Genomic DNA, 25,207 nt, shown 5'->3' on the forward strand with positions numbered 1-25,207 from the left:
TACAGGTGACGCGGGTGTCTAGGACGTCCGCGAAGTCAGCCAGATGGTGAAGGCGATGATTACGCCCAGGCCGGCAATCCAAACAAACAGGCCTTCGGAAACCGGACCCAGACCGCCCAGGTCGTTGCCGCCCGGGGAGCCGTTGGATTCAATCTGCTTCAGGAACGTGATGACGTCGCGCTTGCCCTCGGGCGAGATGTTGGCGTCGGAGAAGACCGGCATGTTCTGCGGGCCGGTCACCATGGCCTCGTAGATGTGCTTGCCGGAGACGTCGGCGAGGGCCGGAGCGAACTTGCCCCTGGTCAGCGCGCCGCCGGCTGCAGCAGCGTTGTGGCACATGGCACAGTTGGTGCGGAACAGTTCGCCACCCTTGGCGGCATCACCCTTCTCGTCGAGGACACCCGCTTCGGGGATGGACGGGCCGGGGCCGAGCGAAGCAACGTACGCCGCAAGCTGGTGGGTCTGCTCATCGTTGAACTGGGCGGGCTTCTTGTAGGCCTGCGGGCCGTTCATCTGCATGGGCATACGGCCGGTGCCAACCTGGAAGTCAACGGCGGCGGCGCCGACGCCAACGAGCGACGGACCCGTGGCTGAGCCGCTGGCACCCATGCCGTGGCAGGTGGCGCAGTTAGCGGCGAACAACTTGCCGCCTTGCTCTGCGTCGCTTGCACTGAAGCTGGTGGTGTCGGCCTTGGCCTGGTTGACGGTGGTGGCGACGGCGTACAGCCCACCAGTGATGAGGAGTCCCATCAGCAACAGGGCTACTGCTGCCAGTGGGTGACGTCGCTTCTGCGAAAGTGCCTTCACGTGGTGGTTCCTTTTTTCGATCCTGCGTGGGCTCCGGGAGCCGCTTGTTGAAATTCTGCCTCTTGTAGAAAGAGAGTCAAGGCTTGGCTACTTGAGGACGTAGATGACCAGGAAGAGGCCGATCCACACGACGTCGACGAAGTGCCAGTAGTAAGAGGTGACGATCGCCGAGGTTGCCTCAAAGTGCCCGAACTTCTTCGCCGCGAAGGACCGCCCGATGATGAGCAGGAACGCCACGAGGCCGCCGATCACGTGCAGGCCGTGGAAGCCGGTGGTGATATAGAACGCGGAGCCATAGGCATTCGAAGAGAGCGAGACGTGCTCGGAGACGAGCATGGCGTACTCGGTCGACTGGCCGGCCACGAAGAACGCACCCATGATGAATGTGAGCGTGAACCACTCGTTCATTCCCCAACGGGTGAAGCTCAGGGGCCCGCCAAGCCTGCGCGGCTGGAGCCGTTCGGCGGCGAAGACGCCCATCTGGCAAGCAAAAGAACTTGCCACAAGGACGATGGTGTTTACGAGCGCAAACGGGAAGTTGAGCTTGGCTGTCTCTTCAGCCCACATCTGTCCGGAAGTCGAACGGAGTGTGAAGTACATGGCAAAGAGACCGGCGAAGAACATCAACTCACTGGACAGCCAGACAACGGTTCCAACGGAAACCATGTTCGGGCGATTCAGCGTCGGGTGCGCCGGGGTACTGGGGGCATGGGTCGCAGATGTCACATAGACATTATGTCTGTAAAAGTCCTGAGTGCCCAACGCAAACCGCGTTTCGGAAGGACTTTTTCTACAAAGACGCGAAATTGCGCGGAAAAGTTCCCCGGCCCCCTCACATTGGGCATTGCGGCCACCGGCTCGATAGCATCAGAACGTGACTTCTCAGGCATCTGCTCAGGCGGTAGGAAAGACTTGGCCGCGTCTCATCGGCGCCCTTATCAACGGAACGGACCTAACCGCGGACGAGACTGAGTGGGCCATGGGTTCGATCATGTCCGGCGAGGCCAGCCCCGCGCAGGTGGCCGGCTTCCTGGTCGCACTGCGGTCCAAGGGTGAGACCGTGGACGAACTGGCGGGACTGGTCGAAGCGATGATCACCAACGCCAATCCGATCGAGATAGCGGGCGAGAAGCTCGACATCGTCGGAACCGGCGGAGACCAGCAGAACACAGTCAATATCTCGACGATGGCCGCCCTGATCTGTGCCGGTGCGGGGGCCAAGGTGGTTAAGCACGGCAACCGTGCGTCCTCGTCCACCTCCGGTTCCGCCGACGTCCTTGAGGCGCTGGGCGTGCGGCTGGACCTGCCGATTCCGCGGGTGGCCCGGAACGCGGAGGAAGCCGGAATTACCTTCTGCTTCGCCCAGGTGTTCCATCCCTCCATGCGGCACGCCGCCGTCGCGCGCCGGGAGCTCGGCGTTCCCACCGCGTTCAATTTCCTGGGCCCGATGATCAACCCCGCCAACGTGCAGGCCTCCGCCGTCGGAGTGGCCAATGAACAGATGGCGCCCCTGGTAGCCGGGGTGCTGGCCAAGCGCGGCAGCCGGGGACTCGTGTTCCGCGGCAACGACGGCCTTGACGAACTGACCACCACCGGCCCGTCCCACGTGTGGGAAATCCGCAACGGCGAGGTCGTCGAGCAGATTTTCGATCCCCGCGAGCTGGGGATCCGCCAGGCGACGCTGGCCGAACTGCGCGGCGGGGACGCCGTGGCCAACGCCGCCGTCGTCCGTGCCGTCCTGGCCGGCGAGCCCGGTCCGGCACGCGACGCCGCGTTGCTCAACGCCGCCGCCGGGTTGGTAGCGTTCGACCTCGACGCCGTCGGTCCGCTCACCGAGCGGATGGCCGCTGCCATGAAGCGGGCCGAAGAGTCGATTTCCTCCGGTGCGGCGGCCACGGTGCTGGACCGGTGGGTGGCCCTAACCCGGGGCTGAGGTCCGTCGGCCAATAGTGCTGCGGCCGCAAGGCGCAGTTGCAAAACGCAGCCGCAAAACGCAAAAGCGGGGCCCGGCTGGTTTGCCGGGCCCCGCTTCTGTCTGTGCCTGTTACTCGAAGCCGAGGGCGAAGGCCGCGTCGAGGTCGTGCTGCGAGTAGGCGCGGAAGGCGATCTGGGTGGTGGTGTGCACCACGGCCGGTACCTTGGAGAGCTTGTCCGCTATGACATCGGCCAGGTCCTCGTGCTTGGCGACCCTGGCGATGGCAATCAGGTCCCATTCTCCCGTGACCGAATAAACCTCGCTGATGCCCTGAATGGCGGAAATCTCTTCCGCGGTCTCGGGGATACGGGAGGCCTCTGTTTTGATCAGGACGATAGCGGTGACCACGTGTAAACCTTTCGGGACCTGTTGCGCCGGTTCTGGCTTCTTGCTTGCCCCAGGAGGGCCGGACCATGTGCTTGCTAGCCTAGTCCATCAGCTCCGCTGACGGCGGCCCCGGAGCCGCGTTGCCGCTGCCGCCAGCGCCCGGTAGCCCAGCAGGAACACGCCGAGGCTGAGCAACGCCACGATCACGAAAGGCAGGACCACTGTCTGCCCGGTAACAGCGCGGAGCGCCATGCCGACAGCCACCGTGCCGATCCAGACGGCGACGCCCGCCGGCCACAGGGCGAGCGGCCCGCGCCACAGACGCAGGGCCAGCCACGCTACGGCGGCGCCCGCGAGGAACGGCCACGCCGTCGCGAACACGCCGGTGATGATGTCGCCGCGCTGGTGGGCATCCCGGCCGATCGCGGCGAAAAGCAGGATCAGGACAGCATCGGCGGCGGCTGCGGCCACCACGGGGCGCGGAGCCGACGACGGGTGCGGCGAGGGGGAAGTCTTAGGGGACATGCTTCCAGCCTAGCCGCGCCCGTTGCCCTGCGAATGCCACGGGGCTAGGCTCGGCTCACGTTCCAACCAGGAGGAGACGGCCATGACCACGCTGCCGGATCGGCCCAACACGGCATTGCTGGTGATCGATGTGCAAAACGGCGTGGTGCAGGGTGCGCACCAGCGCGACACCGTTGTCGCCAACATCGCCGCACTGGTGGAGAAGGCCCGGGGTGCAGCGGCCACGGTCGTCTGGGTTCAGCACAGCGACGAACGGCTGGAGCGGGGGAGTGAGGCATGGCAGTACGTCCCCGAACTGGACCCGCGGGAGACGGAGCCGCTGGTGCACAAGTCGTACGCCGATGCCTTTGAGGGAACGGTCCTTGAAGAGGTGCTCGCCGCCGCCGGCGTTGGACACGTGCTGGTGGCCGGCGCGCAAACCGACGAGTGCATCCGGTCCACGATCCACGGCGCCTTCGTCCGCGGATACGACGTGACACTCGTGGCCGACGCCCACAGTACCGAAGACCAGACCGCCTGGGGCGCGCCGCCGCCAGAGCTGGTGATTGCACACACGAACCTCTACTGGCAGGACCAGCGGGCGCCCGGCCGCACGGCAGGGGTCACAGCGACCGAAGCGGTGACCTTCGGCGCCGCTGGCAACGTTCCTGCCGGCCCGTGACCCTGGCGGGGGAGCGGTGGGAGCGGCCGCTAGCTGTACTCAGCTAGCGGCTGTCGCTGGCCGGCTGCGGTGAAACCCCCGCGGAGGCGGTCCGTCTTGTCATGGCGGGATCAGGGGGACGCGTCCACCGGCTGCGGGCCCCATCCGCGGGCTCCCTGCTGGACCGGAACAGCGGTGGAGGGAAAGATATACACGGGGTCAGCAGGAGGATCATCTGCAGCCGGCCACAGCGCCCCGCGCAAGTACCTTCGGGCCCGTAGTGAAAGGACAACGATGGATGTCACCGATGTGATTCTTAACGACCACCATGACCAGCGCCGCATGTTTGCGATCCTGGATGAAATGCAGGTTTCCCCGGCCTCCGACCTCGAGGCGGTCTGGTCCCGCCTCCGCATCCTGCTGGAGGTCCACGCGAAGGCAGAGGAGGAGTTGTTCTATCCCGAACTTCTCGCGCTGGGGGCGGGTGCCGGCGGGAAGGACTCACCGGAGGATGAGACGACCGACGCAATTCATGACCACAACGAGATCCGGGACGCCATCGCCGGGGTGCAACCACACCCGGCCGGCTCGCCGGAGTGGTGGCATGCGGTGGCGAAGGTAAACGAAGTCAACGGGGACCACATGGCCGAGGAAGAACGGGAGGGGCTGACCGATTTCCGCCGCCACGCCAGCCTGGATCTCCGCCACAGCCTGGCTTTGGCGTTTTGCTCCTTCGAAGCAGCCCATGCCGGTGGATTTACGGGACACGACGTGGACCCCGACACCTACGTCCGAGAGAACAAATAGTAGTCATCGATTTGCGGCGGATCCCGGCGTCGACGGTGCGCGCAGTCCCCGTCCCAAATCAGGTGGTTTGGGACGCCGCCGCAGACGGTTCGAGGTCCGAGAGGGTGAGCGGGTGCGCGGGGGAGTCCGGGAAGGGAAAGGCAGTGGTGATTCCAAGATCCGGACCCACGTGCACCAGCTCCCCGGGCGCCACCGCGTGCCAGCCCGGGTTGTGATCCATCGGTTCCGTGGCGACCAGGACGTGTGGGGAACGGGCGAGGTCTTCACTGCGGGCGCGGATACGGTGGCTCCGGGCTTCCAGCGGAGCCGCCGGTCCGTAGACGCCCGCAGGGTCGCTTTGCAGGATGTAGAGCTCGTGGGTGGCCGGGAACCTGACCGCCCAAAGATCCGTCGCCGTCGTCAATATGAGGTTCAGGCTGTAGACCGGCAGTCGCTCGGCGATCCACGTGATGGCCCGGGTGATGCCTTCCGTAACGTCCCCGCCAGCCCTGCGGCTCTCGGCGGTAATAAGGGCGAAGAGCCGTTCACTGTCGGTCTCGCCGTGAACGAGGTCCGCGACCCCGAGCCCGGTCAGGTGTTGATCGAGCTGTCCGAGCCCATGGAAGGCGCCGTTATGGGCGAAGAGCCGGCCGTCCTGCTCAAACGGATGCGTGTTGACCAGCGTATGCGCGCCGGTGCTGGCGTAGCGCACGTGGGCCAGGAATGTGGTGCTCTTGAGGTTCCGGGCCTCGCGTGCAAAGGCGTGGTCCTCCCAAGCGGCGAACGGCTGCTTGGCCACATGTGCTCCACCTTCGGCGTCAAAGGTGCCGATGCCGGTACCGTCGGGCTCCTTCCGGCTCTGATTTGAGAGACTGTCCGGGGCGTCCAGGAGCCAGAACGTTGCACGGACCGGTTGGGGGCCTGCATGCAGTCCAAACAGTCGGCACACGTTGTGGTTCCTTTGTCGGTGTCTGCTGGCTAGTGGTGGAAAGCTTGCGTTGTGCCGCTGGAGGGCATCGGCGTGGTGAGCGCGTCCAGGTAGGTGACTTCCTTTTCCAGGTCCGCCAGGAAACTCGAGGCCAGGTCGCGGGTGAAGCCGTTACGGACAACAATCCGTTGGACGGTGATCTCGCTCAGTCCGTCGGGCAGCGGGTAGGCCGGGACGAGCCAGCCGTTCATGCGCAGTCGTTCGGAGAGGTGGTGCAGGTTCCAGTTGCTGGTGTGGCCCTCGCTGAGTTGCCACGCGAAAACCGGGATGTCGGATCCGTCGCTCCACAAGGTGAAGGGCTCCATCGCCCCGATTTCGCCGGACAAGTAGAGCGCAACGTCCCGGGACGTTGCCTGGACCGACCGGTACCCGGCGAAGCCGAGGCGCAGGAAGAGGTAGTACTGCATGAGGACCTGGGCGCCGGGTCGGGAGAAGTTCAGCGCAAAGGTGGGCATGTCCCCGCCCAGGTAGCTGACGTGGAAGACCAGGTCGTCGGGGAGCGCTTGTTCGTCCCGCCAGACAACCCAGCCCAGGCCGGGGTACACCAAGCCGTACTTGTGGCCCGACGTGTTGATCGAGGCGACCCGGGGGAGCCGGAAGTCCCAAATCGTCTCCGGCTGCAGGAAGGGCGCAATCATGGCTCCGGAGGCGCCGTCGACGTGAATCGGAACGTCCAGGCCGCGGCGGGCCTGGATGACGTCCAGGGCCGCCGAGATTCTCTCGACTGGTTCGTAGGCGCCGGTGTAGGTGACGCCCATGATGGCAATGACACCGATGGTGTTCTCGTCGACATACGCGTCCAGGTCGTGGCCGTCCAGCGTCTGGTGTTCCTCCGACACCGGAACGTAACGGGCCTCCACCTCCCAGTAATTGCAAAACTTCTCCCAGCACACCTGCACCGCGGAGCTGAGAACCAGGTTGGGTTTGTCCGTAGAGAGTCCGGCGGCGCGGCGGGCGTGCTGCCACCGGCGCTTCAAGGCGAGCCCGCCGAGCATGCAGGCCTCGGAGGATCCGATCGTGGACGTGCCGATAGTTGCGGCCGGATCGGGCGCGTTCCACAGGTCCGAGAGCATCCGCCAGCACCGCGTTTCGATCAGTGCAGTCTGCGGGTATTCGTCCTTGTCGATCATGTTCTTGTCGAACGTCTCGGCGTAAAGCTTCACCGCTTCGGGTTCCATCCACGTCCCAACGAACGTGGCCAGGTTCAGCCGGGAGTTACCGTCCAGCATCGCCTCGTCGTGGACAACCTGATAGGCAGTCGAGGGGAGGGACTCCCCGTCGGGAATCGTAAAACGCGGAAAGGTGGTGGATTCGCCCGGCCGGCTGAACAACGGGTTCAACTCGATGACCGTGTCGTGATCCTGAGCCGATGTCCGGTGTGACCTGCTCATGGTTCGCTCCCTAGAATTTCCTGCGGCGGCGGCGCGGTCTGCCCCGGCTCACGCTACCGGCAGCATGCACAGAACCCAAGCCGTGCCCACCAGCACTGAACCTGCAGACCCCCGGGATCGTCTATTAGTCGAGCCGGACGTCCCTGTCGGGCGCTATCCGAGGAGAGCACGATGAAGAATCCCCGCCCAGTGTTGGTCAGCGCAACTCTGGGCGCCACCCTGCTGCTGGGAGCCTGCTTTGGCGGACAACCGGTGGCTCCGTCGCCAGGTCCGTCCACCGTCACGACAGGTCCAGCCGCCGTAACCCCGTCTCCGCAGCCCAAAGCGGGGACAGCGTATCCGGACCCAACACCGCCGCCGGTTGTTGCCCCGCCCGCGCCGGCCGTCCCAACACCGCCGCCGGTTGTCGCCCCGCCCGCGCCACGTGCACCGATGGGAAACGACCATGACGCGGACAACAACGGCGGCGCGGGCGACGGTGACGGCAACAAGTAGGGGTCGGGTGCGCCGCACCCCCGAGTGCGCGGGGCCAGCGGGCCGCAACAGGACCGGACTCTGCCTGGCAGGCGGTCGACTCCTATCCGGCCAGGCAGGTGGCGCCGAGACTGACCGCTAGCCCGGCGAATGCAGGAGCCGCGACTAGCCGCCGGCGCTGGTGGCTTGGCAGGTCTGATCGTTAGCCGTCTGGGCGACCACGCCGCCGGAGTCCTGGGCCGCCGGCGGGGTTGGTTTTGTGCCGGTTGTGAAATCCTCGCCGGCGTAGAACTGGACGCCCTGGACACCTGGCACCTGCTGAACGCTCGTGGGCGGAAGACCGAAAATCCCGGCGATGTCCGCGGCGACGTCGGCGAAGCCGGCCCCGTAGTACACCATGCTTTGCGCGCGGGGCTGGGCCTGGATCCGCGCAAGCTTGGTGAACCCGGCCCCGGTGATGAGTGCGCCGATTTCGCTGCTCCGGCCCGTCACGCTGGTCCCGTTGGCCACCGTGACGGGCTGGAGCGCCTTGTTATAAGCCGGCGCTGCGGCCGTGCTGGGCGAATCCGTGGACGGGGCAGCTGCAGGGGCACTCTGGGTCAGGTCGGCGCTGCGGCGCAGGGCGGCGAACAAATCCGTGGCCGCGGGTTCGTTCAGGGCCAGCCGGTTTGGATCCGACGGGGCAGGCACGGTGGGAACGGTGATGAAGTTAACCTTGGCTGGATCGATGTTCTTGAGCCGGCCGGCGAGGGTCAGCATCGTGGGGACCGAGGCGAGCCCGTCATCCACCGTCAGGTTCTTGGTCATGGTGTCGGCGATGCTGAGGACCTTCTGGGGGTCGCCCAAGGTCCCTTCCGTCTTCAGTTTGCGGGTGAGGGAGGCCAGGAAAGATTGTTGGGCCTTGATTCGGCCCAGGTCTCCGCCGTCGGCAAAGGCGTGACGGGTGCGCAGGAACGCCAGGGCCTGGTCACCCTGGACCTTGGACGTCCCCTTGGGCAGTCGGAGGCCGGAGTCAGGGTCGGAGACGGCAGTGTTGACGCAGACGTCGACGCCGCCGACTGTATTGGAGAGTTCCTTGACGGCATTGAAGTCGGCCATCATGAAGTGGTCCACTTCCAGACCGGTGAGTTTGTTTACCGTGTCCACGGCGCAGCCGATGCCGGCGTCGGCCATGGCGCTGTTGATCATGACGCTGCGGCGCGCTTGGTGTTGCTGGTTGGTGGTGTGGTCAGTGCAGGCCGGCACGTCAACAAGAAGGTCCCGGGGAAAACTGATGACGTTTACGTTGTTGTTGTCGGCGGAGATATCCAGCAACATCATGACGTCTGACTGCCCGTACCCCGAGGAATCGGCCGTGCTCCCGTACTGCCCGTTCTTCCCGGTCCTCGTGTCACTTCCCAGGACGAGGATCTGCAGGCGGTCCTTGCCGTCATCGACTGGCCCCTCAGTCCGGACGCCGCCGGCACCGAGTGCGGAGGTGGTGATATTCGACTGCAGGCGCCACAGCCAGTAGCCGCCGAAAGCCAGCACTCCCAGCAGCAGCACAGCTGCGGCGATGCCCGTGATCTTCACCCAGCGGGGCCGACGCCGACCTGCATGATTGCGGCTGCCCTCAACCAGGGTGCCGTATCCAGGGTAGGGGACAGGGGAGGACCGTTCCGATTTCGGGCCAGGCATATTAGGACTCACTGTGATTACACCTCTCCGGGGACCTTGCAACCCGCCCATGATACTGACCGCTACTGGGAGCTTCCTTCATGCGGCGTTGGCGGTGTTGCGCGGGACAACGGATGAGGCAGAACACAACCAGAGATAAGAAGAACGGTTTGGCTGTTGCGGCGACCTTTGCCCTGGAAGTGGCCGGAATTAGCACTACTTGACATAATGTTGATTATCGGCACTTATTCAGGGGCGCCGGGAGGGGGTCCAACCCAACAGACCCTTGGACCCTTCCGCGGCGAAATTGCCGGGCCTACACTCGAATACCTGATCTCGAGCAAGAGGAAGAAGTCAGGCATGCGGCTCGTCGTCGATCTCACCAAATGCCAGGGTTACGCTCAGTGTGCTTTTCTTGCGCCGGACGTTTTCACCATCCAAGGCGACGAGGCACTCACTTACGACCCCGACCCCGACGCCGCACAGCGCACCAGGATTCGGCGGGCCGCGGCGGCCTGCCCGGTTCAGGCCATTCAGCTCGAAGAGCTGGACGGCTCGGGCGAACCGCCGCAAGGTCCGGCCGGAACGGGCCCGCTGCGGCCAACTCTCGCGACAGGGACGCTTCCCGGTGCAGCTGCCGGCGTCCAGGGTAACGGCGGCGCGTTCAAACGGAGCGGACGGATCGTCATCGTCGGTGCTTCGGTGGCGGGCCTGCATGCAGCGGAGCGGCTCCGCGAGGAAGGGTTTGCCAGCTCGTTGACTCTCGTCGGCGAGGAACCGCACGAGCCCTACGACCGGCCCCCGCTCTCCAAACAGGTGCTCGCCGGGTCGGTGCCGTCGGCGGACACCTCGCTCCCCCGCCACCGGGACATTGATGCCCAGTGGCGGCTGGGTGTCGCTGCGACCGGCCTGAATCTGGCCGGAAAGCAGGTGCAGCTCGCCGACGGCGCACGGATCGGATTCGACAAGCTGCTGATCGCCACCGGCGTGCGCGCCCGCCCTTGGCCCAATGCGGCGGAGGCCGCGCTGGCAGGCGTCCTGACCCTGCGCACCAGGGAAGATTCTGCGACACTCCGGGCGCTCCTGGCGGCGCGTCCCCGCCGGGTGCTTGTCATCGGCGCCGGCTTCATCGGTTGCGAAGTCGCGTCCGTGTGCCGCGAACTCGGCCTGCCGGTCACCGTGGCCGAAGCCGGCTCCGCACCGCTCAGTGCAGCGCTTGGCGGGGTGATCGGCGGAATCGCGGGGGAAATTCAGCTGGAAAACGGCGTGGATCTGCGTTGTGGCGTCCGGGTTGTGTCCCTCGAAGGCGACGCCGGCGGCCAGCTGCGCCGGGCCCAGCTGTCGGATGGCAGCTCACTGGAGATCGACGTGGCGGTCGCGGCGCTGGGGGCGGTCCGCAACGTCGAATGGCTCGCCGATTCCGGACTGGCCTGCGGTCCGTGGGGCGTTGCGTGCGACGCCGGCTGCCGAGCCTTCGACGCCAACGGCCTGGTCACCGACGACGTCTTCGTCGCCGGTGACGTTTCTCGCGCGCCGCAGCCGATGTATGGCTACCAGTTCCTCGCCGTCGAGCACTGGGGCAACGCGATCTCGCAGGCGGAAGTCGCGGCGCACAACATGGTCAGCGGCGAAACGGAACGGTGGCCGCACTTGGCGGTACCCAAATTCTGGTCCGTCCAGTTCGGTACCGAAATCAAGAGCGTCGGTGTGCCCTCAGCCGCAGACCAGGTCGCGATCGTCCAGGGATCCGTGGCGCTGCGGCGTTTCGTGGCCGCCTATGGCTACAAGGGCCGCATCGTGGCGGCCGTGGCGTTCAACCAAAACAAGTGGCTCGAATTCTACGAGCCGCTGATCGAGCAAGCCGCTCCCTTCCCGCCGTCGTTCCACCACGTCGACTGCCCAGACGGCGGGCAGCCGGTGCCGGCCGGCTTCCAGCCGGCGTTCTCCCCCACCCAGGACGCGACCGTCGTCGTGACCGGTCACTACCCCAATGAACGCCGTGCCCGACTCACCCAGCCCCGCCGTCCGTGACACCCCGCCGTGACACACCAGCGCTCCGGCACTCACTGCGGCGAAAACCGTCCCACCCCCAAAGGAGGCTTCACGATGACCGAGCCTAACGTCTGGGAGCAGATCCTCGACTACTCCAACCGGGCCAACCCGTACCCGCTCTACGCCGAGCTCCGCCGGACCCCGGTGACGCGGTTGCCGGACGGGACCTACCTTGTGAGCACCTACGCGGAGATCGCCGCGCTCCTGCACGACCCGCGGGTCAGCTCCGACATCACCCGCAACCCCGCTGCCGCCGCGGCCGGTGTCACCGCAGGCGGCGGCAGCGGCGAGGACGCTGAGGGCGCCGGCCCCGGCATGACGCCCACCTTCCTCAGCATGGACCCGCCGGATCACGATCGATTCCGCCGGCTGGCCATGCGCCACTTCGGACCGCCTACGACGCCGGGCCGGGTCGCCGGGATGGAAACGCGGATGAGGGACATCGTCGCCGGGCTGATCGACGACATGGCCGGCCGCCGCAGGATCGACGTCGTCGACGACCTGGCTTATCCGCTCCCGGTCACCGTCATCTGCGAGCTCCTGGGCGTGCCTGCCGGTGACGAACGGCGCTTCCGGATCTGGGTGGACATTGCGCTGCAGTCAACGGATCCCCGGCTTGACCCGGAAACGCAGCAAAAGAAGAGGGCCGAGGCCGGTGCGGAACTGCGCTCGTACATGGAAGAGCTGGTCGAAGCCCACCGGCAATCGCCGGGCACCGACCTGCTCTCGGCGATGGCGGCCGACGACGGCCCTGAAGGCCGCATGGAGGGCGACCAGCTGGTCAGCACCGGGCTTCTCCTGCTCATCGCCGGACACGAAACCACCGTGAACCTCATCTCCAACGGCGTCCTGACCCTGCTCCGCCACCCGGAAGAGCTCCAGAGACTGCGTGATGACCCCGAGCTGGCGATCCCCATGGTCGAGGAGCTCCTGCGGTACGAACCGCCCGTGCATTTCGTCCCGTTCCGCACCGCCCTGGACGACATCGACGTCGCCGGGACGACCATCCCCGCAGGCTCCTCGTTCACGCTGCTGCTGGCCGCAGGCAACCGCGATCCCGCCCACACCGCCGACCCCGACGTCTTCATTCCGGGCCGGCGCAACAATCAACACCTCGGCTTTGGCGGCGGCATCCACCTCTGTTTCGGCGCGCCGCTCGCCCGGTTGGAAGCCCAGATCGCCCTGGGTGAATTTGCCCGCAGAGTCGGGAACCCGCAACTGGTCGACGACCCGCCCCCGTACCGGCCGAGCCCGTTCCTGCGCGGACCGTCCCACCTTCTGGTGGACATCGGCGGGATTGCGCCCAAGACAGGCGGTCAGGCCGCTCCGACGTAGGCCGCCAGATGCTCACCGGTGAGGGTCGACCTGGCGTCGACCAGGCCGGCGGGCGTGCCCTCGAACACGATCCGGCCGCCTTCGTGGCCCGCGCCGGGGCCTAGGTCGATGATCCAGTCGGCGTGCGCCATGACTGCTTGGTGGTGCTCGATGACGATCACCGACTTGCCCGAGTCGACCAGCCGGTCCAGCAGCCCCAGGAGGTTCTGGACGTCGGCAAGGTGCAGCCCGGTGGTCGGCTCGTCGAGGACGTAGACCTCGCCCTTCTCTGCCATTTGGGTGGCCAGTTTGACGCGCTGCCGCTCGCCGCCGGACAGTGTAGTGAGCGGCTGGCCGAGCGCGAGGTAGCCGAGCCCCACGTCCACGAGCCGGCCGAGGATCTTGTGGGCCGCCGGCGTCCGGGCCTCCCCGTCGCCAAAGAACACGTCGGCCTCGGTCATCGACATTGCCAGCACCTCGGCGATGTTGCGGCCGCCCAGGGTGTATTCCAGGACTGACGCTTGGAACCTCCTGCCCTCGCAGTCCTCGCAGGTGGACTCGACGGTAGCCATGACGCCAAGTTCGGTGAAGATGACGCCCGCGCCGTTGCAGGTGGGGCAGGCGCCTTCAGAGTTGGAGCTAAAGAGCGCCGGCTTCACGCCGTTGACCTTGGCGAAAGCCTTGCGGATCGGCTCGAGGAGGCCCGTGTACGTCGCCGGGTTGCTGCGCCGGGAACCCTTGATGGCACCCTGGTCGATCACCACGACACCGTCGCGGCCGGCGACCGACCCGTGGATCAGTGAGCTCTTGCCCGACCCCGCGACACCGGTGACGACGCAAAGGACGCCGAGGGGAACGTCGACGTCGACAGCCTTGAGGTTGTGCGTCGAGGCGCCACGCACCTCGAGCGTGCCGGACGGCTTCCGCACCGAGTCCTTGACGGCCGCCCGGTCGTCGAGGTGGCGGCCGGTGATGGTGTCACTCTGCCGCAGCCCTTCCACGCTTCCCTCGAAGCAGACACTGCCGCCTTCGGTGCCTGCGCCGGGACCGAGGTCAACAACGTGGTCAGCGATGGCGATGGTCTCCGGCTTGTGCTCGACGACGAGCACGGTGTTGCCCTTGTCGCGCAGCTGCAGCAGCAGCTGGTTCATCCGCTCGATGTCGTGCGGGTGCAGCCCGATCGTTGGCTCGTCAAAGACGTAAGTGATGTCCGTGAGGGACGAGCCGAGGTGCCTGATCATCTTGGTGCGCTGCGCCTCGCCGCCGGACAAGGTGCCCGCTGGCCGGTCCAGCGAGAGGTAACCCAGCCCGATGTCGGCGAACGAGTCGAGCAGGTGCTGCAAACCGTGGAGGAGCGGTGCGACCGAGGGCTCGTTGAGTTCGCGGACCCAGCCGACGAGGTCGCTGATCTGCATCCCGCAAAGGTCAGCAATGTTTTTGCCCCGGATCTTCGCGGACCTGGCCTCGGGGCTGAGCCGCGTGCCGTCGCACTCGGGGCAGGACTGAAACGTGATGGCGCGCTCCACGAAGGCCCGGACGTGAGGCTGCATCGCTTCCACGTCCTTGGAAAGCATCGATTTTTGGATCTTGGGGATCAGCCCCTCGAACGTCAGGTTGATGCCCTCGACCTTGATTTTGGTCGGTTCCTTGTACAACAGGTCATGCATTTCCCTTTTCGTGAACCTAGCGATCGGCTTGTCCATATCGAAGCCGGCGCCGCTGAAGATGCGGCCGTACCAGCCGTCCATGCTGTAGCCGGGAATCGTCAGGGCACCCCCCGCTAGCGACTTGCTGTCGTCGTAGAGCGCCGTGAGGTCGAAGTCGGAGACCGAGCCCATGCCCTCGCATCGCGGACACATGCCGCCCAGGTAGACCGCGTTCTGCACCACGCTTTGCTCGACCCTGCCGCCCTTCTCGGTGCTCATCACCCCGCTGGCCTTCCGCGTCGGGACGTTGAAGGAGAAAGCCGTCGGGGGCCCCACGTGCGGGGACCCCAGCCGGCTGAAGAGGATCCGCAGCATCGCATTCGCGTCGGTGGCGGTGCCGACGGTGGACCGGGGATTCGAGCCCATCCGTTCCTGGTCAACGATGATCGCCGTCGTCAGTCCCTCGAGGAGGTCGACATCCGGCCGGGACAGCGTCGGCATAAAGCCCTGGACGAAGGCGCTGTACGTTTCGTTGATCATCCGCTGCGACTCCGCGGCAATCGTGGCGAACACGAGCGAGCTCTTCCCCGAGCCGGAGACGCCGGTAAAGACCGTCAACCGGCGCTTCGGGATTTCCAGGCTGACGTCCTTGAGATTGTTTTCCCGCGCGCCCTGCACGCGGATCAACTCATGAGTATCGGCGACGTGCTGCGCGGGCGGCCGCGTCTCCGCCTGCCCCGTTCCGGTGGCCGTGCTCATCTTGTCTCCCTTTGTGCGGCGGCGCAGTGTCTGCGGTTCCGACGGCGCCGCCCGGCTCGTTGTGACCAGCTTAGGGCAGTCGGTGGACTGACTTTCCGCTGCCGGGAATCCATTGTGATATCCGGCGGCCTCACTGAGAATGAACCATGACGGTCTACCTGAAGTCCCTGGAAACTGCTGTCCCGCCCACCGTGTTGGTCCAAAGCGAAGCGCGCGAGGTGTTTGCCGCCCAGCCAGGGCTCAGCAGGCTCGGCTCCCGGCTCGTCAACACCTGCTTTGACTCCGCGGCAATCGACACCCGCTACACCGCCGTCGGGGAACTGACCACCCGCAGCCGGGCCGAGAACCCGCAGTTCTTCGACCCGGCCACGGGCCTGCTGCTGAGCCCCAGTACCAAGGTCAGGAACGACATCTTCGCCACCGAGGCCACCAAGCTCTTCATCGCGGCGGCGGAGCAGGCGGTTGCCGCCTGTGCTGGCATCGTTCCCGGGGACATTACGCACCTGATCACCGTCTCCTGTACGGGGTTTTTCAACCCCGGACCGGACTACAAGATTGTCCGCGCACTCGGACTGAACCCCGCGGTGCAGCGCTACCATCTCGGCTTCATGGGCTGCTACGCCGCCTTCCCGGCCCTGCGGGCCGCCAAATCGTTTTGCGACGCCAATCCGGAGGCCGTGGTGCTCGTGGTCTGCGCGGAACTCTGTTCCCTCCACGTCCGGACGTCCAACGACCCGGACACCATAATGGGGTCCGCGCTGTTCGCCGACGGCGCCGCCGCCGCCGTCATCAGCGCCCGGGACATACCGGACCAGCCCGCGCTGCTGAGCCTGGACCATTTTGAGACGGTCCTGACCCCGGTCGGCGAGGAGGCGATGGCATGGAACATCGGGGACGAGGGCTTCGAAATGGTCCTCGGCACGTATGTCCCGCACATCATCGACGACCACATTGTCGGCGCCCTCGAACCGCTCCTGGCCAGGGATGCGTCGTTGAGCGGGCTCCCCTACCGGGACATCCGGCACTGGGCCATCCATCCCGGTGGCCGCAGCATCCTGGACAAGGTGCAAGCCAGGCTGGAGCTCAGCGATGAACAGCTGCTGCCGGCCCGGGAAACCCTCCGCAACTACGGCAACATGAGCAGCGCCACGGTCTTGTTCGTGATCCGGCACATCCTGGATCTCCCCGCGGGCGCGGAGGCGGACGGTCTCGGAAACCGGCAGGAAACGGACGACGCCGACGGCGGCGAACGCATCTGTTCGATGGCTTTCGGGCCAGGCCTGACGGTGGAGACCGCGCTGTTCACCAAGATCACCGCACCGCGGGACGCCCGTCCCGCCGACGCCGACGACGCCGCCGCCGACGCCGCGCACGCTTCGCCGCGAGGGATCCTCCGGCCGGAATCAGCCCTGGCCTGAGCGGCGGCATCATGCTGCTGCTGCGAAACCGCGCCGTAAGCGCCGTCGAGGAGATGGACCGCGACGACTGCGATCCCGCCCGGCTGGCCCGGACCTACGCCCAGTTTGCCGTAATCAACCGCGCAGTATCCGGCTGGAGGGGGATCTACCGGCAGCGTCTCAGGCCGCTGCTGTCCGCGGAATCCGGCACCTCCCTGCTGGACATTGGCTGCGGCGGCGGCGACGTGGCCGTGCTGCTGTCCCGCTGGGCGGCCCGCGACGGGCTTCGCCTCACCGTCACGGCCATCGACCCGGACCGCCGGGCTGCGGCATTTGCCGCACGCCGGCGCCGGCGCGCCGGCGTGACCTTCCGGCGGCAGACGGGGGCCGAGCTGCTGCACGACGGTGGCCACTTCGACGTCGTGGTGTCCAACCACGTGCTGCACCACCTGCGATCCGACGAGCTGGCCGGCTTCCTCGCCGAGTCCGCCGCCCTGAGCACCGGCACTGTTATCCACAACGACCTCCGCCGCAGCGCGGCCGCCTATGCGCTGTTTTTCGCGGGCGCCTTGCCTTTCCGCGGCTCCTACATCAGGCAGGACGGCCTGACCTCGATCCGGCGCAGCTACACCCTGGCCGAATTGCGGACCGCCGCTCCCCCGGGCTGGACCGTGCAGTCGCGCTCCCCGTTTCGGAACCTGCTCATCCTCGAGCAGGGCCGCGGGCGCAGCGCCGGGGCCGGCGCATGACCGACGTCGTAATTATCGGCGGCGGCCCGGTGGGGCTGTTTATGGCCGCTTTGTTGCTGCAGGACGGAGTCGACGTCACTGTGCTGGAGCAGCGGACCGGCCCGGAGCCGCACTCGAGGGCCATCGGCATCCATCCGCCGGCCCTGGAAGCCCTGGCGCGGATCGGGGTGGCCGAGGAGCTGGTCCGGCGCGGTGTCCCGATCCGGCACGGCCTCGCCATCAGCGGCGGCGCCACGCTGGCGCAGATGTCCTTTGCCCGGGTTTCCCAACGCTTTCCCTTCGTGCTGTCCCTGCCGCAGGGCTCAACCGAGGCGGTCCTGGCACAACGGGTGCACGGGCTCCGACCGGAAGCCCTGCGCCGCGGCGTGCAGGTCACGGGGCTGCACGACGACGGCCGCCGGGCCACGATTGAAGCGTGCGTGGACGGATCCGCGGTCAGCTATACGGCGCGCCTGGTGATCGGTGCCGACGGGGTGCGGTCTGTGGCACGGGCGGCACTCGGCGCGCCGCTGCGGCGCAGGCAATACCCGGACCGGTACCTGATGGGCGACTTCGCCGACAGCACGGGTCTCGGGCCGACGGCAGCGCTCTTCCTGGCCCGCGACGGGATCGTGGAGTCGTTTCCGCTGCCGGGGATGTTACGGCGGTGGGTGGTCCGGCTGGGCCCTGCCGGGGCCGCGCCGGACGCCGCGTGGCTGGCCCGGGAAGTCCGGCGGCGGACCGGCGTCGGCGTGGACGCGGGGAGCAACAGCATGCTCAGCGGTTTCGGCGTGCGTTCCGGTCTGGTCCGCCGGATGGTCACCGGACGCGGCATCCTGATCGGCGACGCGGCACACGAGATCAGCCCGATTGGTGGCCAGGGCATGAACCTGGGCTGGCTCGACGCACTGGCACTGGCACCGCTGGTGCCGGCAGCCGTGGCCGGCAGCAGCGCCGGCAGCAGCCTTGCGGCGTTCGAGCGGAACCGGAGGCGGCAGGCGGTCCGGGCCGTGCGGCAGTCGGAGATCAACATGGCGCTGGGCCGGCCGCTGCGGGGTGGGCTGCTGGCCGCGCGCGACGGCGCCGTCGCCGCGGTCGCCGCCGTTCCAGCCGCCAACCGGATGGTGGCCCGCCGCTTCACCATGCAGTAGCCGCAGCGGCAGCGGACGGTGAACGCATGCCGGCCGTACCGACGGCCGGTACCGCGGCCTACACTGGCCGCATGGGCAGCCTTCCCCCGACCCTCCGCTGGTCCGCCGTGGTGCTGGCCGTGCTCGCGTCCGTCTCGTGCAGCGCAGCGCCCGGCAGTGTCACTTCAGGCGCCGGCACGTCTGGCGCAGTCACTGGGGGCGCCGCCGCCCCGGGCAGCACGGCCAGCGGCAGCGGATCGCCGTCTGCGTCGGCCGGGTCCGGTCCCCTGACCGCGGCGATCAACCAGTTCCGCGACAACTACAGCAAGCAGATCATCGAGATCCAGCTGACCAATACCGGCAGCGAACCCGTCACCGTGCTCGCGGCCGGGCTGAAGAGCCCGCTATTTGCTGCCGGCATCAACTGGACGTCGGCGGCAGCCGGAACGGAACTGCCGCCTGGCCAGACCAAAAGCCTGCCCGCCCAGCTCCCTGCCGCGTCCTGCGGTCAGGCCCCGCAGTCCAGCCAGGCCCCGCAGTCCAGCCAGGCGGCGCCACCGGCCGCCGTCGTCGAGGTCCGGCTCGCATCCGCCGGGGCCACGGGCATCCCGGTCACGGCGGCCGCGGTGGACCCCTTCGGTGTCCTGGCCCGGAACAATGCCGAACTGTGTGTGGCCCAGGCCGCCGCCGCGGTCGCCGACATCCGGCTCAGCCCGGACCTCGAACTCGCACCGGGCGGCCGGACCGCCGTCGTGCGGCTCCTGGTCACCCCGCAGAACCCGTCGGGCGGCGCTGCCGGGGCAGACGGGACCCTGACCATCAACAGTGTCGGCGGGACTACGCTGCTGGAAGAGGATCCGGGCGTTCCCTGGCCCAGCGGGGTGCGCGTCGACGCCACCGGACCCGGGCGGGAGCTGCGGCTGGGCATCCGCCCGGCACGTTGCGACGCGCACGCCGTCGCGGACGACAAAGTAGGAACGCTGCTGCCGGTGCGGGTGACGGTCGCCGGCCGGGACGGAGAACTCAAGATTGATGCCGGCGCTCAACTGCGCGGACGCATTTACGATTTCGTCACTTCCGCATGCGGACACCAGTAGTCTGTTTCCATGTCCCCAGACACCAGGAACCCCACTGGCCACAACGCCCCCACCGCGGATGTCAGCGCCGAGCGCATCCAGGAAATTGTTGACCAGGTCCTGAACGCCGGGGTGTTGCCGCCCATCGTTCAAGTGGGCCACCCGGTGCTCCGCCAGCAGGCGGTCCCGTTCACGGGCCAGCTCGACGACGACGAGCTGGGCCGGCTGATCGACCTGCTGCGCCGGGTCATGCACAAGGCGCCGGGTGTCGGCCTCGCTGCACCCCAGATCGGCATCCCCCTGCAACTGGCCGTCCTGGAAGACCGGTTCGACGTCGACGCCGAAGTCGCGGCGGTCCGTGGCCGGGAAGCCTTGCCGTTCTTCGCCATGCTTAACCCGCGCTATGAGCCGCTGGGCACGGCGCAGAAGGCCTTCTACGAGGGGTGCCTGTCGCTGAACGGGCTGCAGGCGGCCGTGCTGCGTCCCGAATCCGTCCGGCTGGACTTCACCGCGGTGGACGGCACTGCGCAGCAACGTGACTTCACCGGCTGGCAGGCACGCATTGTGCAGCACGAGACCGACCATCTGCACGGCATCATCTATCTCGACCGGGCGGAGTTGCGTTCGCTCAGCAGCAACGCCGAATACACCGAGCGCTGGGCCCAGCCGGACATCGCACACGCCCGGCAGGGCCTGGGGTTCTTGCCGGACGAACCCGCCGGTTAGTCCGCCGGCGCCGGGTTGGCCGCCGTCGGGAGATGGCGGGACCACCACTGCAGGATCTGATCGAACCGCTGCCGGCGGTGATGCGGAGTGCCGGCGCGGGACAGCTCGTGGTTTTCGCCGGGGAAGACCAGGAAGGCGGCCTCCACCCCGAGTTGCTTGAGTGCGGTGAAATAGCGCTGGCCCTGCTCCACCGGGCAGCGCAGGTCCTCCTCGCTGTGGATCACCAACGTTGGCGTTTGAACCTGGTCCACCCGGGCCATGGGGCTCTGCGCCGCCATCTGTTCGGCCGAACGCCCGGTGTACTCGCCGCCGAAGAACCAGCCGATGTCAGAGGACCCCGTGAAGCTCACAGGATCCAGGAATCCGCGTTCCACGATGGCGGCCTTGAAGCGGTGATCCTGGCTGATGGTCCAGGCCGTCAGGTAGCCGCCGTAGGATCCGCCCATGATGCCGAGGGCGTCGCCGTCGAGGCCCTCGAACTTCTGCAGCGCCCCGTCCAGGAAGGCCAGCACATCGTCCATATCGACCGTTCCCATGCGTTCCTTGATGGCGCGGCCGTGGGCCTGGCCGTAGCCGGCGGAGCCGCGCGGGTTGCACATCAGCACGGCGTAGCCCGCCGCCGCGTAGACCTGGGCCTCGTCGAAGAGCGCGCCGGTGAACTGGGCGAAAGGGCCGCCGTGGATGTTGAGCAGCACCGGGTGCGGCCCGTCCCCGGCCGGGCTGACCAGCCACCCATGGACCGGATAGCCGTCCGCGGCTGCGAAGGTGAGTTCCTGCGGCGCGATGATCCCGGCCTCACGAAGCGGCGCCGAGAAGTCGGTCAGCACCCGAAGCTTGCCGCCCTCAGAGACTGCCACGTCCCCGGCGGTCTCCGCGTCGGCGAAGCTCAGGATCAGGGTTCCCGCGTTCTCGGCGGCGCCGGTGACCACCCGCTCGTCGTCGAGTACGACACTGCGTTGCCCGCCGGGGCCGAACTCCAGCAGTTGGACGGTGCCGCGTGCGTTGTTCAGAACCAGCACGCCGTCTGCGCCGCGCAGCTCGATCCCACTGCCGCCCAGGTCCGTGGACTCCGGATCGCTCAGCCTAACGGCGTCGCCGCCTGCCGCCGGAATGACGTACAGCGCAGTGTTACGGGCTACGAAATCCAGACCCGCGGCGCCGATGTCCTGGGCCGCGAAGTACAGCCACCGCCCGTCCCGGCTCTGCCGGACCGCCCCGACGGAAAGCCTGCCGGTGTTGCCGCTGCCGGTGCTCACGGGCTCGGGGCCGCCTCCCCCGCCCCCAGGTTCAACAGGGATCCGGTAGATGCCGCTTACCAGGTCATTGTCGCGGCCCTCGTGCAAGGCGGCGACGAAGTAGACGGCGCGGCCATCGGTGCTGAAGCTGGCGCCGTCGTGGTCGGCGGGGGCCGTGGTCAATGCGCGTACAGCCGGCAGGCGCCCGTCACCGTCGCCGCCCTCGGCGGCCTCGGCCGCCTTGACGGCTTTGAGCGCCCGGCCGGCGGGGGCCACCGCGGGTTCCTCGGCCAGGCGGGGGACGTCGATGATGTGGAGCTGGAGGGGTTTGTCCGCTGTGTAGCCGACGCCATTCATCCGGTACTGGTAGTCCGTGATCAGCCGGGCGTCTTCTCCGCCTGCGGCCACCCCGTCGACCGTGCCGTACCGGCCGTCCTCCGGTTTTCTGGCGCTAAAAACGATGCCGCGGGAATCCGGGGACCAGGCGAAGGCACTCACGCCCAGCGGTGCGTCGGTCACGGGAACGGGCTCGCCGCCGGCGGCCTCGACGATGTGCAACTGCGGCTTGCCGCCCGGCACGGCACGGAGGAACGCCAGCACCCGCCCGTCCGGGGAGAAATCCGGTGCCGTGTCACGGAAGCCGCGGGTGAGCCGCCGCGGAGGGAGCGCCGGATCCACCGGTACCTCCCACAACTGGCCCACGTAAGCGTCGGCGTCGAAATCGGGGCGCACCACGGACACGACGGCCCGGGAGCCGTCCGGGTGCACGGCGGGAGCCGAAACGGACTTAAGCAGGGGAAGATGTTCGGGTTTCACGAGTGCGAGCCTAGCCGCTGCCGTCCGGGAGGTGAAATACCTCACACCGGCGCGCCGCTGCGCGCAGCGGCGGCCGGCAGCCCGGCGATGGCCGCGGCCGGCGGCCCTACGATGGAGTCTATGCCCGCAGCCTCCCTTGCCCTCCTCGTGTGTCCCGTGTGCAGGAGTCCCTTCGAGCCGGGCAGTGGCGGCAGGTCCCTTGTCTGCCGCGCCGGCCACAGTTTCGACGCCGCCAAGCAGGGCTACTTCAACTTCCTGACCGGTAAAGGCACGGTGTTCGAAGCCGACTCCGCCGACATGGTGGCGGCCCGTTTCGATTTCCTGTCGGCCGGTCATTACCGGGGATTGGCCGGCGCCGTCGCCGACCTCGCTGCGCCCTTCCTGGCCGGCGCCGGAACCGCGGTGCTGGATGCGGGCACCGGCACCGGCCACTACCTTCGTGCCGTGCTGGACCGGATTCCGGTGCCGGCCGTCGGCCTCGACATCTCGAAATTCGCGCTGCGCCGGGCGGCGCGGCTGAACCCGGAGGCGCTCAACCTCGTCGGCGACGTGTGGCAGCCGCTTCCGCTGGCGGACAACGCCGTCGACGTCGTCACGGTCGTCTTCGCACCGCGCAACGCGACCGAGTTCGCTCGCGTCCTGCGCCCGGGCGGCCGGCTGATCGTGGTCACGCCGCGGCCGGGACACCTGGCCGAGATCGCCGGGCAGACCGGCATGCTGGGCATCGAACCGGCCAAGGAGGAACGCCTCGCGGCCACGCTGGCCGGGCGCTTCAGCGCCCACCCCGGACGGGAGTTGGACCTGACGCTGAGCCTGACGCCCGCGGATGTCGCCAACTTGGCTGTCATGGGGCCGGCCGGGCACCACCTGGACCGGGATGCCCTGACCGCGAGGGTGGCGGCTCTGCCCGCACGCACCGCCGTCTCGGCCCGGTTCCGGATCAGCCTCTTCGAGCCGCTGCCCGCGCAGGAGGAGGCCGGGGATTCAGCCCCCAGGTAACGAGTTGGCCACGTTCGCTGGCTGATAATGGCAGCCCGCCCGCTCCCCTGCTGTCCGGCCTAGGATGGAAGCACGTGACGGGGTCTGCGCCTGCGACCCCGGGCTGAGCGTCAAGGGGGACGAGATGTTTGAATGGCTGGCCGACAACTGGTGGGCCCTGTGGCTCACGGTCTTCCTGGTGTTCGCCGTGGTGGAGATGCTGACCCTCGACCTGTTCTTCATCATGCTCGGCGGCGGCGCCCTCGCCGGCCTGCTCTCCGCATTCGCGGGAGCCGACCTCTGGCTCCAGATCGTCGTCTTCAGCGTGATCTCGCTGCTCATGATCGGCTTCGTGCGGCCCGTCGCGCTCAAGCACCTGCGCAGCAGCCCGGCCGACCAGCGCAGCAACGTCGAACGCCTGATCGGTGAATCCGCGCTCGTCATGGAGCCCGTCAGCGCCAACGGAGGCTTGGTCAAGATCGGCGGCGACGTCTGGACCGCCCGCTCGGACAGCGGCGTCCTGGCCGCCGGCCAGCGCGCCGTCGTCCGAGCCATCGACGGTGCCACCGCCGTCGTCGTCCCGCAGCCGGATTCGGCAGCGGAACGGGAAACGACAGCGCAGTAGCCACAGAAAAAGCTGCCCCGAGGGGCAGACATCCTTCCTGCCGCCGCCACCGGCCGCAGGGGCAGCGGCAGACGAACTGCCGTCGAAGAAGCAAAACCACATATCTGGGGAAAAAGGTGATGTATGGATATCGCAGTCGCAATAGTGCTGCTGGTACTCGTTGCGTTCGTAATAATCGTGCTGGTGCGCTCGGTGCGGATCGTTCCGCAGGCCCGCGCCGGCGTCGTGGAACGCCTGGGCAAGTACCAGCGGACGTTGAACCCCGGCCTCACCATCCTGATTCCCTTCGTCGACCGGCTGCTGCCGTTGCTCGACCTGCGCGAACAAGTGGTCTCCTTCCCCCCGCAGCCGGTGATCACCGAGGACAACCTCGTGGTCTCCATCGACACCGTGGTCTACTTCCAGGTGACCGACGCGCGGGCCGCCACGTACGAGATTGCCAACTACATCCAGGCAGTCGAACAGCTCACCACCACCACGCTGCGCAACGTGGTCGGCGGGCTGAACCTCGAAGAAGCCCTGACGTCCCGTGACCAGATCAACGGCCAGCTGCGCGGAGTCTTGGACGAGGCGACCGGTCGCTGGGGCATCCGGGTCTCCCGGGTGGAGCTGAAGGCGATTGACCCGCCCCACTCCATCCAGGACTCGATGGAGAAGCAGATGCGGGCCGAACGTGACCGCCGCGCAGCCATCCTCACCGCCGAAGGCACCAAGCAGTCGGCCATCCTCACCGCCGAAGGCCAGCGCCAGTCTTCGATCCTGAAGGCCGAAGGTGACGCGCAGGCGGCGATTTTGCGGGCCGACGGTGAGGCGCAGGCCATCCAGAAGGTCTTCGACGCCATCCACAAGGGCAACCCGGACCAGAAGTTGCTGGCCTACCAGTACCTGCAGACGCTGCCGAAACTTGCCGAAGGCAGTTCCAACAAGCTGTGGATTATCCCCAGCGAGGTGGGCGAGGCACTCAAGGGCATCGGCAGCGTCCTGGGCGGGGTCAACCCGGGCGGGGCGTCAGAAAGCGCGCCGGAGGGCTAAGCCAGGCGGCACGACGGACAAGATGGGGAGGCATCCGCCGCGGCGGGTGCCTCCCCTGTCCGTTTCAGGAGCGCAGCTTTCGGGAGCGCAGCTTCCAGGCGCGGCACGTTCGGGAGCAGCGGCC

Annotated in this window: 22 protein-coding genes; 13 read left to right on the plus strand and 9 right to left on the minus strand. The window is 67.6% G+C overall.

Annotated features, from left to right (window positions below; translation table 11 throughout):
* Nucleotides 1-18: 18 nt before the first annotated feature.
* Both qcrC and ctaE read right to left on the minus strand, forming a co-directional pair.
* Nucleotides 19-807: a cytochrome bc1 complex diheme cytochrome c subunit gene (gene qcrC, locus AC1DGI_RS13370; RefSeq protein ID WP_476899192.1), complete on the minus strand. Its 789-nt coding sequence runs from the start codon at nucleotides 805-807 to the stop codon at nucleotides 19-21.
* 87 nt (nucleotides 808-894) lie between these two features.
* Complete coding sequence (gene ctaE, locus AC1DGI_RS13375) at nucleotides 895-1,569, minus strand: aa3-type cytochrome oxidase subunit III (RefSeq protein WP_441401835.1); 675 nt, start codon at nucleotides 1,567-1,569, stop codon at nucleotides 895-897.
* Nucleotides 1,570-1,681: 112 nt separating this feature from the next.
* On the opposite strand from ctaE, the gene trpD reads away from it, so the two are divergent.
* Nucleotides 1,682-2,740, plus strand: a complete 1,059-nt coding sequence (gene trpD / locus AC1DGI_RS13380) for an anthranilate phosphoribosyltransferase (protein WP_476899193.1) — start codon at nucleotides 1,682-1,684, stop codon at nucleotides 2,738-2,740.
* A gap of 111 nt (nucleotides 2,741-2,851) precedes the next feature.
* On the opposite strand, the gene AC1DGI_RS13385 is transcribed toward trpD, so the two are convergent.
* Together AC1DGI_RS13385 and AC1DGI_RS13390 are read right to left on the minus strand one after the other, a co-directional pair.
* The gene (locus AC1DGI_RS13385) at nucleotides 2,852-3,130 is read right to left on the minus strand and encodes an Lrp/AsnC family transcriptional regulator (RefSeq protein WP_441403582.1); all 279 of its coding nucleotides are present in this window, start codon (nucleotides 3,128-3,130) and stop codon (nucleotides 2,852-2,854) included.
* A gap of 87 nt (nucleotides 3,131-3,217) precedes the next feature.
* Complete coding sequence (locus AC1DGI_RS13390) at nucleotides 3,218-3,634, minus strand: DUF3054 domain-containing protein (RefSeq protein ID WP_476899194.1); 417 nt, start codon at nucleotides 3,632-3,634, stop codon at nucleotides 3,218-3,220.
* An 82-nt stretch (nucleotides 3,635-3,716) separates the two neighbouring features.
* Between AC1DGI_RS13390 and AC1DGI_RS13395 the strand changes: the two genes are divergently transcribed.
* Nucleotides 3,717-4,295, plus strand: coding sequence for a cysteine hydrolase family protein (locus tag AC1DGI_RS13395; RefSeq protein WP_476899195.1), 579 nt, complete (start codon nucleotides 3,717-3,719; stop codon nucleotides 4,293-4,295).
* Nucleotides 4,296-4,568: 273 nt separating this feature from the next.
* Nucleotides 4,569-5,081, plus strand: a complete 513-nt coding sequence (locus AC1DGI_RS13400) for a hemerythrin domain-containing protein (RefSeq protein ID WP_476899196.1) — start codon at nucleotides 4,569-4,571, stop codon at nucleotides 5,079-5,081.
* Between the two features lie 58 nt (nucleotides 5,082-5,139).
* Here AC1DGI_RS13400 and AC1DGI_RS13405 read toward each other — a convergent pair whose 3' ends face one another.
* The 3 genes from AC1DGI_RS13405 to AC1DGI_RS13415 all read right to left on the minus strand — a co-directional run bounded on the left by AC1DGI_RS13405 (nucleotide 5,140) and on the right by AC1DGI_RS13415 (nucleotide 9,485).
* Nucleotides 5,140-6,009 (minus strand): class II glutamine amidotransferase, encoded by an 870-nt coding sequence (locus AC1DGI_RS13405; RefSeq protein ID WP_476899197.1) that lies wholly within the window; start codon nucleotides 6,007-6,009, stop codon nucleotides 5,140-5,142.
* A 29-nt stretch (nucleotides 6,010-6,038) separates the two neighbouring features.
* Complete coding sequence (gene gad, locus AC1DGI_RS13410) at nucleotides 6,039-7,439, minus strand: glutamate decarboxylase (protein WP_476899198.1); 1,401 nt, start codon at nucleotides 7,437-7,439, stop codon at nucleotides 6,039-6,041.
* 639 nt (nucleotides 7,440-8,078) lie between these two features.
* Nucleotides 8,079-9,485: an LCP family protein gene (locus AC1DGI_RS13415; protein ID WP_441403464.1), complete on the minus strand. Its 1,407-nt coding sequence runs from the start codon at nucleotides 9,483-9,485 to the stop codon at nucleotides 8,079-8,081.
* Nucleotides 9,486-9,929: 444 nt separating this feature from the next.
* On the opposite strand from AC1DGI_RS13415, the gene AC1DGI_RS13420 reads away from it, so the two are divergent.
* Nucleotides 9,930-11,600 carry an FAD-dependent oxidoreductase gene (locus AC1DGI_RS13420; protein WP_476899199.1) on the plus strand — a complete coding sequence of 557 codons (1,671 nt, stop codon included), beginning with the start codon at nucleotides 9,930-9,932 and terminating at the stop codon, nucleotides 11,598-11,600.
* Nucleotides 11,601-11,675: 75 nt separating this feature from the next.
* Nucleotides 11,676-12,956, plus strand: coding sequence for a cytochrome P450 (locus AC1DGI_RS13425; RefSeq protein WP_476899200.1), 1,281 nt, complete (start codon nucleotides 11,676-11,678; stop codon nucleotides 12,954-12,956).
* Here AC1DGI_RS13425 and AC1DGI_RS13430 read toward each other — a convergent pair.
* A complete protein-coding gene (locus AC1DGI_RS13430) occupies nucleotides 12,938-15,340 on the minus strand; it encodes an ATP-binding cassette domain-containing protein (RefSeq protein ID WP_476899201.1) in 2,403 nt (800 codons plus the stop codon). The genes AC1DGI_RS13425 and AC1DGI_RS13430 overlap by 19 nt on opposite strands.
* Before the next feature lie 146 nt (nucleotides 15,341-15,486).
* Here AC1DGI_RS13430 and AC1DGI_RS13435 point away from each other — a divergent pair, with 146 nt between their 5' ends.
* From AC1DGI_RS13435 to AC1DGI_RS13455, 5 genes are all read left to right on the plus strand, one after another.
* Nucleotides 15,487-16,758 (plus strand): type III polyketide synthase, encoded by a 1,272-nt coding sequence (locus tag AC1DGI_RS13435; RefSeq protein WP_476899202.1) that lies wholly within the window; start codon nucleotides 15,487-15,489, stop codon nucleotides 16,756-16,758.
* Between the two features lie 11 nt (nucleotides 16,759-16,769).
* On the plus strand, nucleotides 16,770-17,486 hold the full coding sequence (locus AC1DGI_RS13440; protein WP_476899203.1) for a class I SAM-dependent methyltransferase: 717 nt from the start codon (nucleotides 16,770-16,772) through the stop codon (nucleotides 17,484-17,486).
* The gene (locus AC1DGI_RS13445; RefSeq protein ID WP_476899204.1) at nucleotides 17,483-18,616 is read left to right on the plus strand and encodes an FAD-dependent oxidoreductase; all 1,134 of its coding nucleotides are present in this window, start codon (nucleotides 17,483-17,485) and stop codon (nucleotides 18,614-18,616) included. Before AC1DGI_RS13440 ends, AC1DGI_RS13445 begins: the two co-directional genes overlap by 4 nt.
* 71 nt (nucleotides 18,617-18,687) lie before the next feature.
* Nucleotides 18,688-19,692: a hypothetical protein gene (locus AC1DGI_RS13450; protein WP_476899205.1), complete on the plus strand. Its 1,005-nt coding sequence runs from the start codon at nucleotides 18,688-18,690 to the stop codon at nucleotides 19,690-19,692.
* Between the two features lie 9 nt (nucleotides 19,693-19,701).
* Complete coding sequence (locus tag AC1DGI_RS13455; RefSeq protein WP_476899206.1) at nucleotides 19,702-20,397, plus strand: peptide deformylase; 696 nt, start codon at nucleotides 19,702-19,704, stop codon at nucleotides 20,395-20,397.
* Here the strand turns inward: AC1DGI_RS13455 and AC1DGI_RS13460 are convergent.
* Nucleotides 20,394-22,448: a S9 family peptidase gene (locus AC1DGI_RS13460; protein WP_476899207.1), complete on the minus strand. Its 2,055-nt coding sequence runs from the start codon at nucleotides 22,446-22,448 to the stop codon at nucleotides 20,394-20,396. The genes AC1DGI_RS13455 and AC1DGI_RS13460 overlap by 4 nt on opposite strands.
* A gap of 120 nt (nucleotides 22,449-22,568) precedes the next feature.
* On the opposite strand from AC1DGI_RS13460, the gene AC1DGI_RS13465 reads away from it, so the two are divergent.
* From AC1DGI_RS13465 to AC1DGI_RS13475, 3 genes are all read left to right on the plus strand, one after another.
* Nucleotides 22,569-23,447 carry a methyltransferase domain-containing protein gene (locus AC1DGI_RS13465; RefSeq protein WP_476899208.1) on the plus strand — a complete coding sequence of 293 codons (879 nt, stop codon included), beginning with the start codon at nucleotides 22,569-22,571 and terminating at the stop codon, nucleotides 23,445-23,447.
* Nucleotides 23,448-23,571: 124 nt separating this feature from the next.
* Entirely contained in the window at nucleotides 23,572-24,051 is a 480-nt protein-coding gene (locus tag AC1DGI_RS13470) for an NfeD family protein (protein ID WP_441401777.1), read from the plus strand.
* A gap of 123 nt (nucleotides 24,052-24,174) precedes the next feature.
* Complete coding sequence (locus tag AC1DGI_RS13475) at nucleotides 24,175-25,083, plus strand: SPFH domain-containing protein (protein WP_441401778.1); 909 nt, start codon at nucleotides 24,175-24,177, stop codon at nucleotides 25,081-25,083.
* The last annotated feature ends 124 nt before the right edge of the window (nucleotides 25,084-25,207 follow it).

This window comes from Arthrobacter sp. 05N428_2 (assembly GCF_056397065.1).

What these genes read in the sequence shown, in the direction of transcription:
- AC1DGI_RS13390 (WP_476899194.1), bottom strand. Translation starts at nt 3,634, where the DNA reads ATGTCCCCTAAGACTTCCCCCTCGCCGCACCCGTCGTCGGCTCCGCGC.
- AC1DGI_RS13395 (WP_476899195.1), top strand. Translation starts at nt 3,717, where the DNA reads ATGACCACGCTGCCGGATCGGCCCAACACGGCATTGCTGGTGATCGAT.
- AC1DGI_RS13400 (WP_476899196.1), top strand. Translation starts at nt 4,569, where the DNA reads ATGGATGTCACCGATGTGATTCTTAACGACCACCATGACCAGCGCCGC.
- gad (WP_476899198.1), bottom strand. Translation starts at nt 7,439, where the DNA reads ATGAGCAGGTCACACCGGACATCGGCTCAGGATCACGACACGGTCATC.
- AC1DGI_RS13420 (WP_476899199.1), top strand. Translation starts at nt 9,930, where the DNA reads ATGCGGCTCGTCGTCGATCTCACCAAATGCCAGGGTTACGCTCAGTGT.
- AC1DGI_RS13425 (WP_476899200.1), top strand. Translation starts at nt 11,676, where the DNA reads ATGACCGAGCCTAACGTCTGGGAGCAGATCCTCGACTACTCCAACCGG.
- AC1DGI_RS13430 (WP_476899201.1), bottom strand. Translation starts at nt 15,340, where the DNA reads ATGAGCACGGCCACCGGAACGGGGCAGGCGGAGACGCGGCCGCCCGCG.
- AC1DGI_RS13435 (WP_476899202.1), top strand. Translation starts at nt 15,487, where the DNA reads ATGACGGTCTACCTGAAGTCCCTGGAAACTGCTGTCCCGCCCACCGTG.
- AC1DGI_RS13440 (WP_476899203.1), top strand. Translation starts at nt 16,770, where the DNA reads ATGCTGCTGCTGCGAAACCGCGCCGTAAGCGCCGTCGAGGAGATGGAC.
- AC1DGI_RS13445 (WP_476899204.1), top strand. Translation starts at nt 17,483, where the DNA reads ATGACCGACGTCGTAATTATCGGCGGCGGCCCGGTGGGGCTGTTTATG.
- AC1DGI_RS13450 (WP_476899205.1), top strand. Translation starts at nt 18,688, where the DNA reads ATGGGCAGCCTTCCCCCGACCCTCCGCTGGTCCGCCGTGGTGCTGGCC.
- AC1DGI_RS13455 (WP_476899206.1), top strand. Translation starts at nt 19,702, where the DNA reads ATGTCCCCAGACACCAGGAACCCCACTGGCCACAACGCCCCCACCGCG.
- AC1DGI_RS13465 (WP_476899208.1), top strand. Translation starts at nt 22,569, where the DNA reads ATGCCCGCAGCCTCCCTTGCCCTCCTCGTGTGTCCCGTGTGCAGGAGT.
- AC1DGI_RS13470 (WP_441401777.1), top strand. Translation starts at nt 23,572, where the DNA reads ATGTTTGAATGGCTGGCCGACAACTGGTGGGCCCTGTGGCTCACGGTC.
- AC1DGI_RS13475 (WP_441401778.1), top strand. Translation starts at nt 24,175, where the DNA reads ATGGATATCGCAGTCGCAATAGTGCTGCTGGTACTCGTTGCGTTCGTA.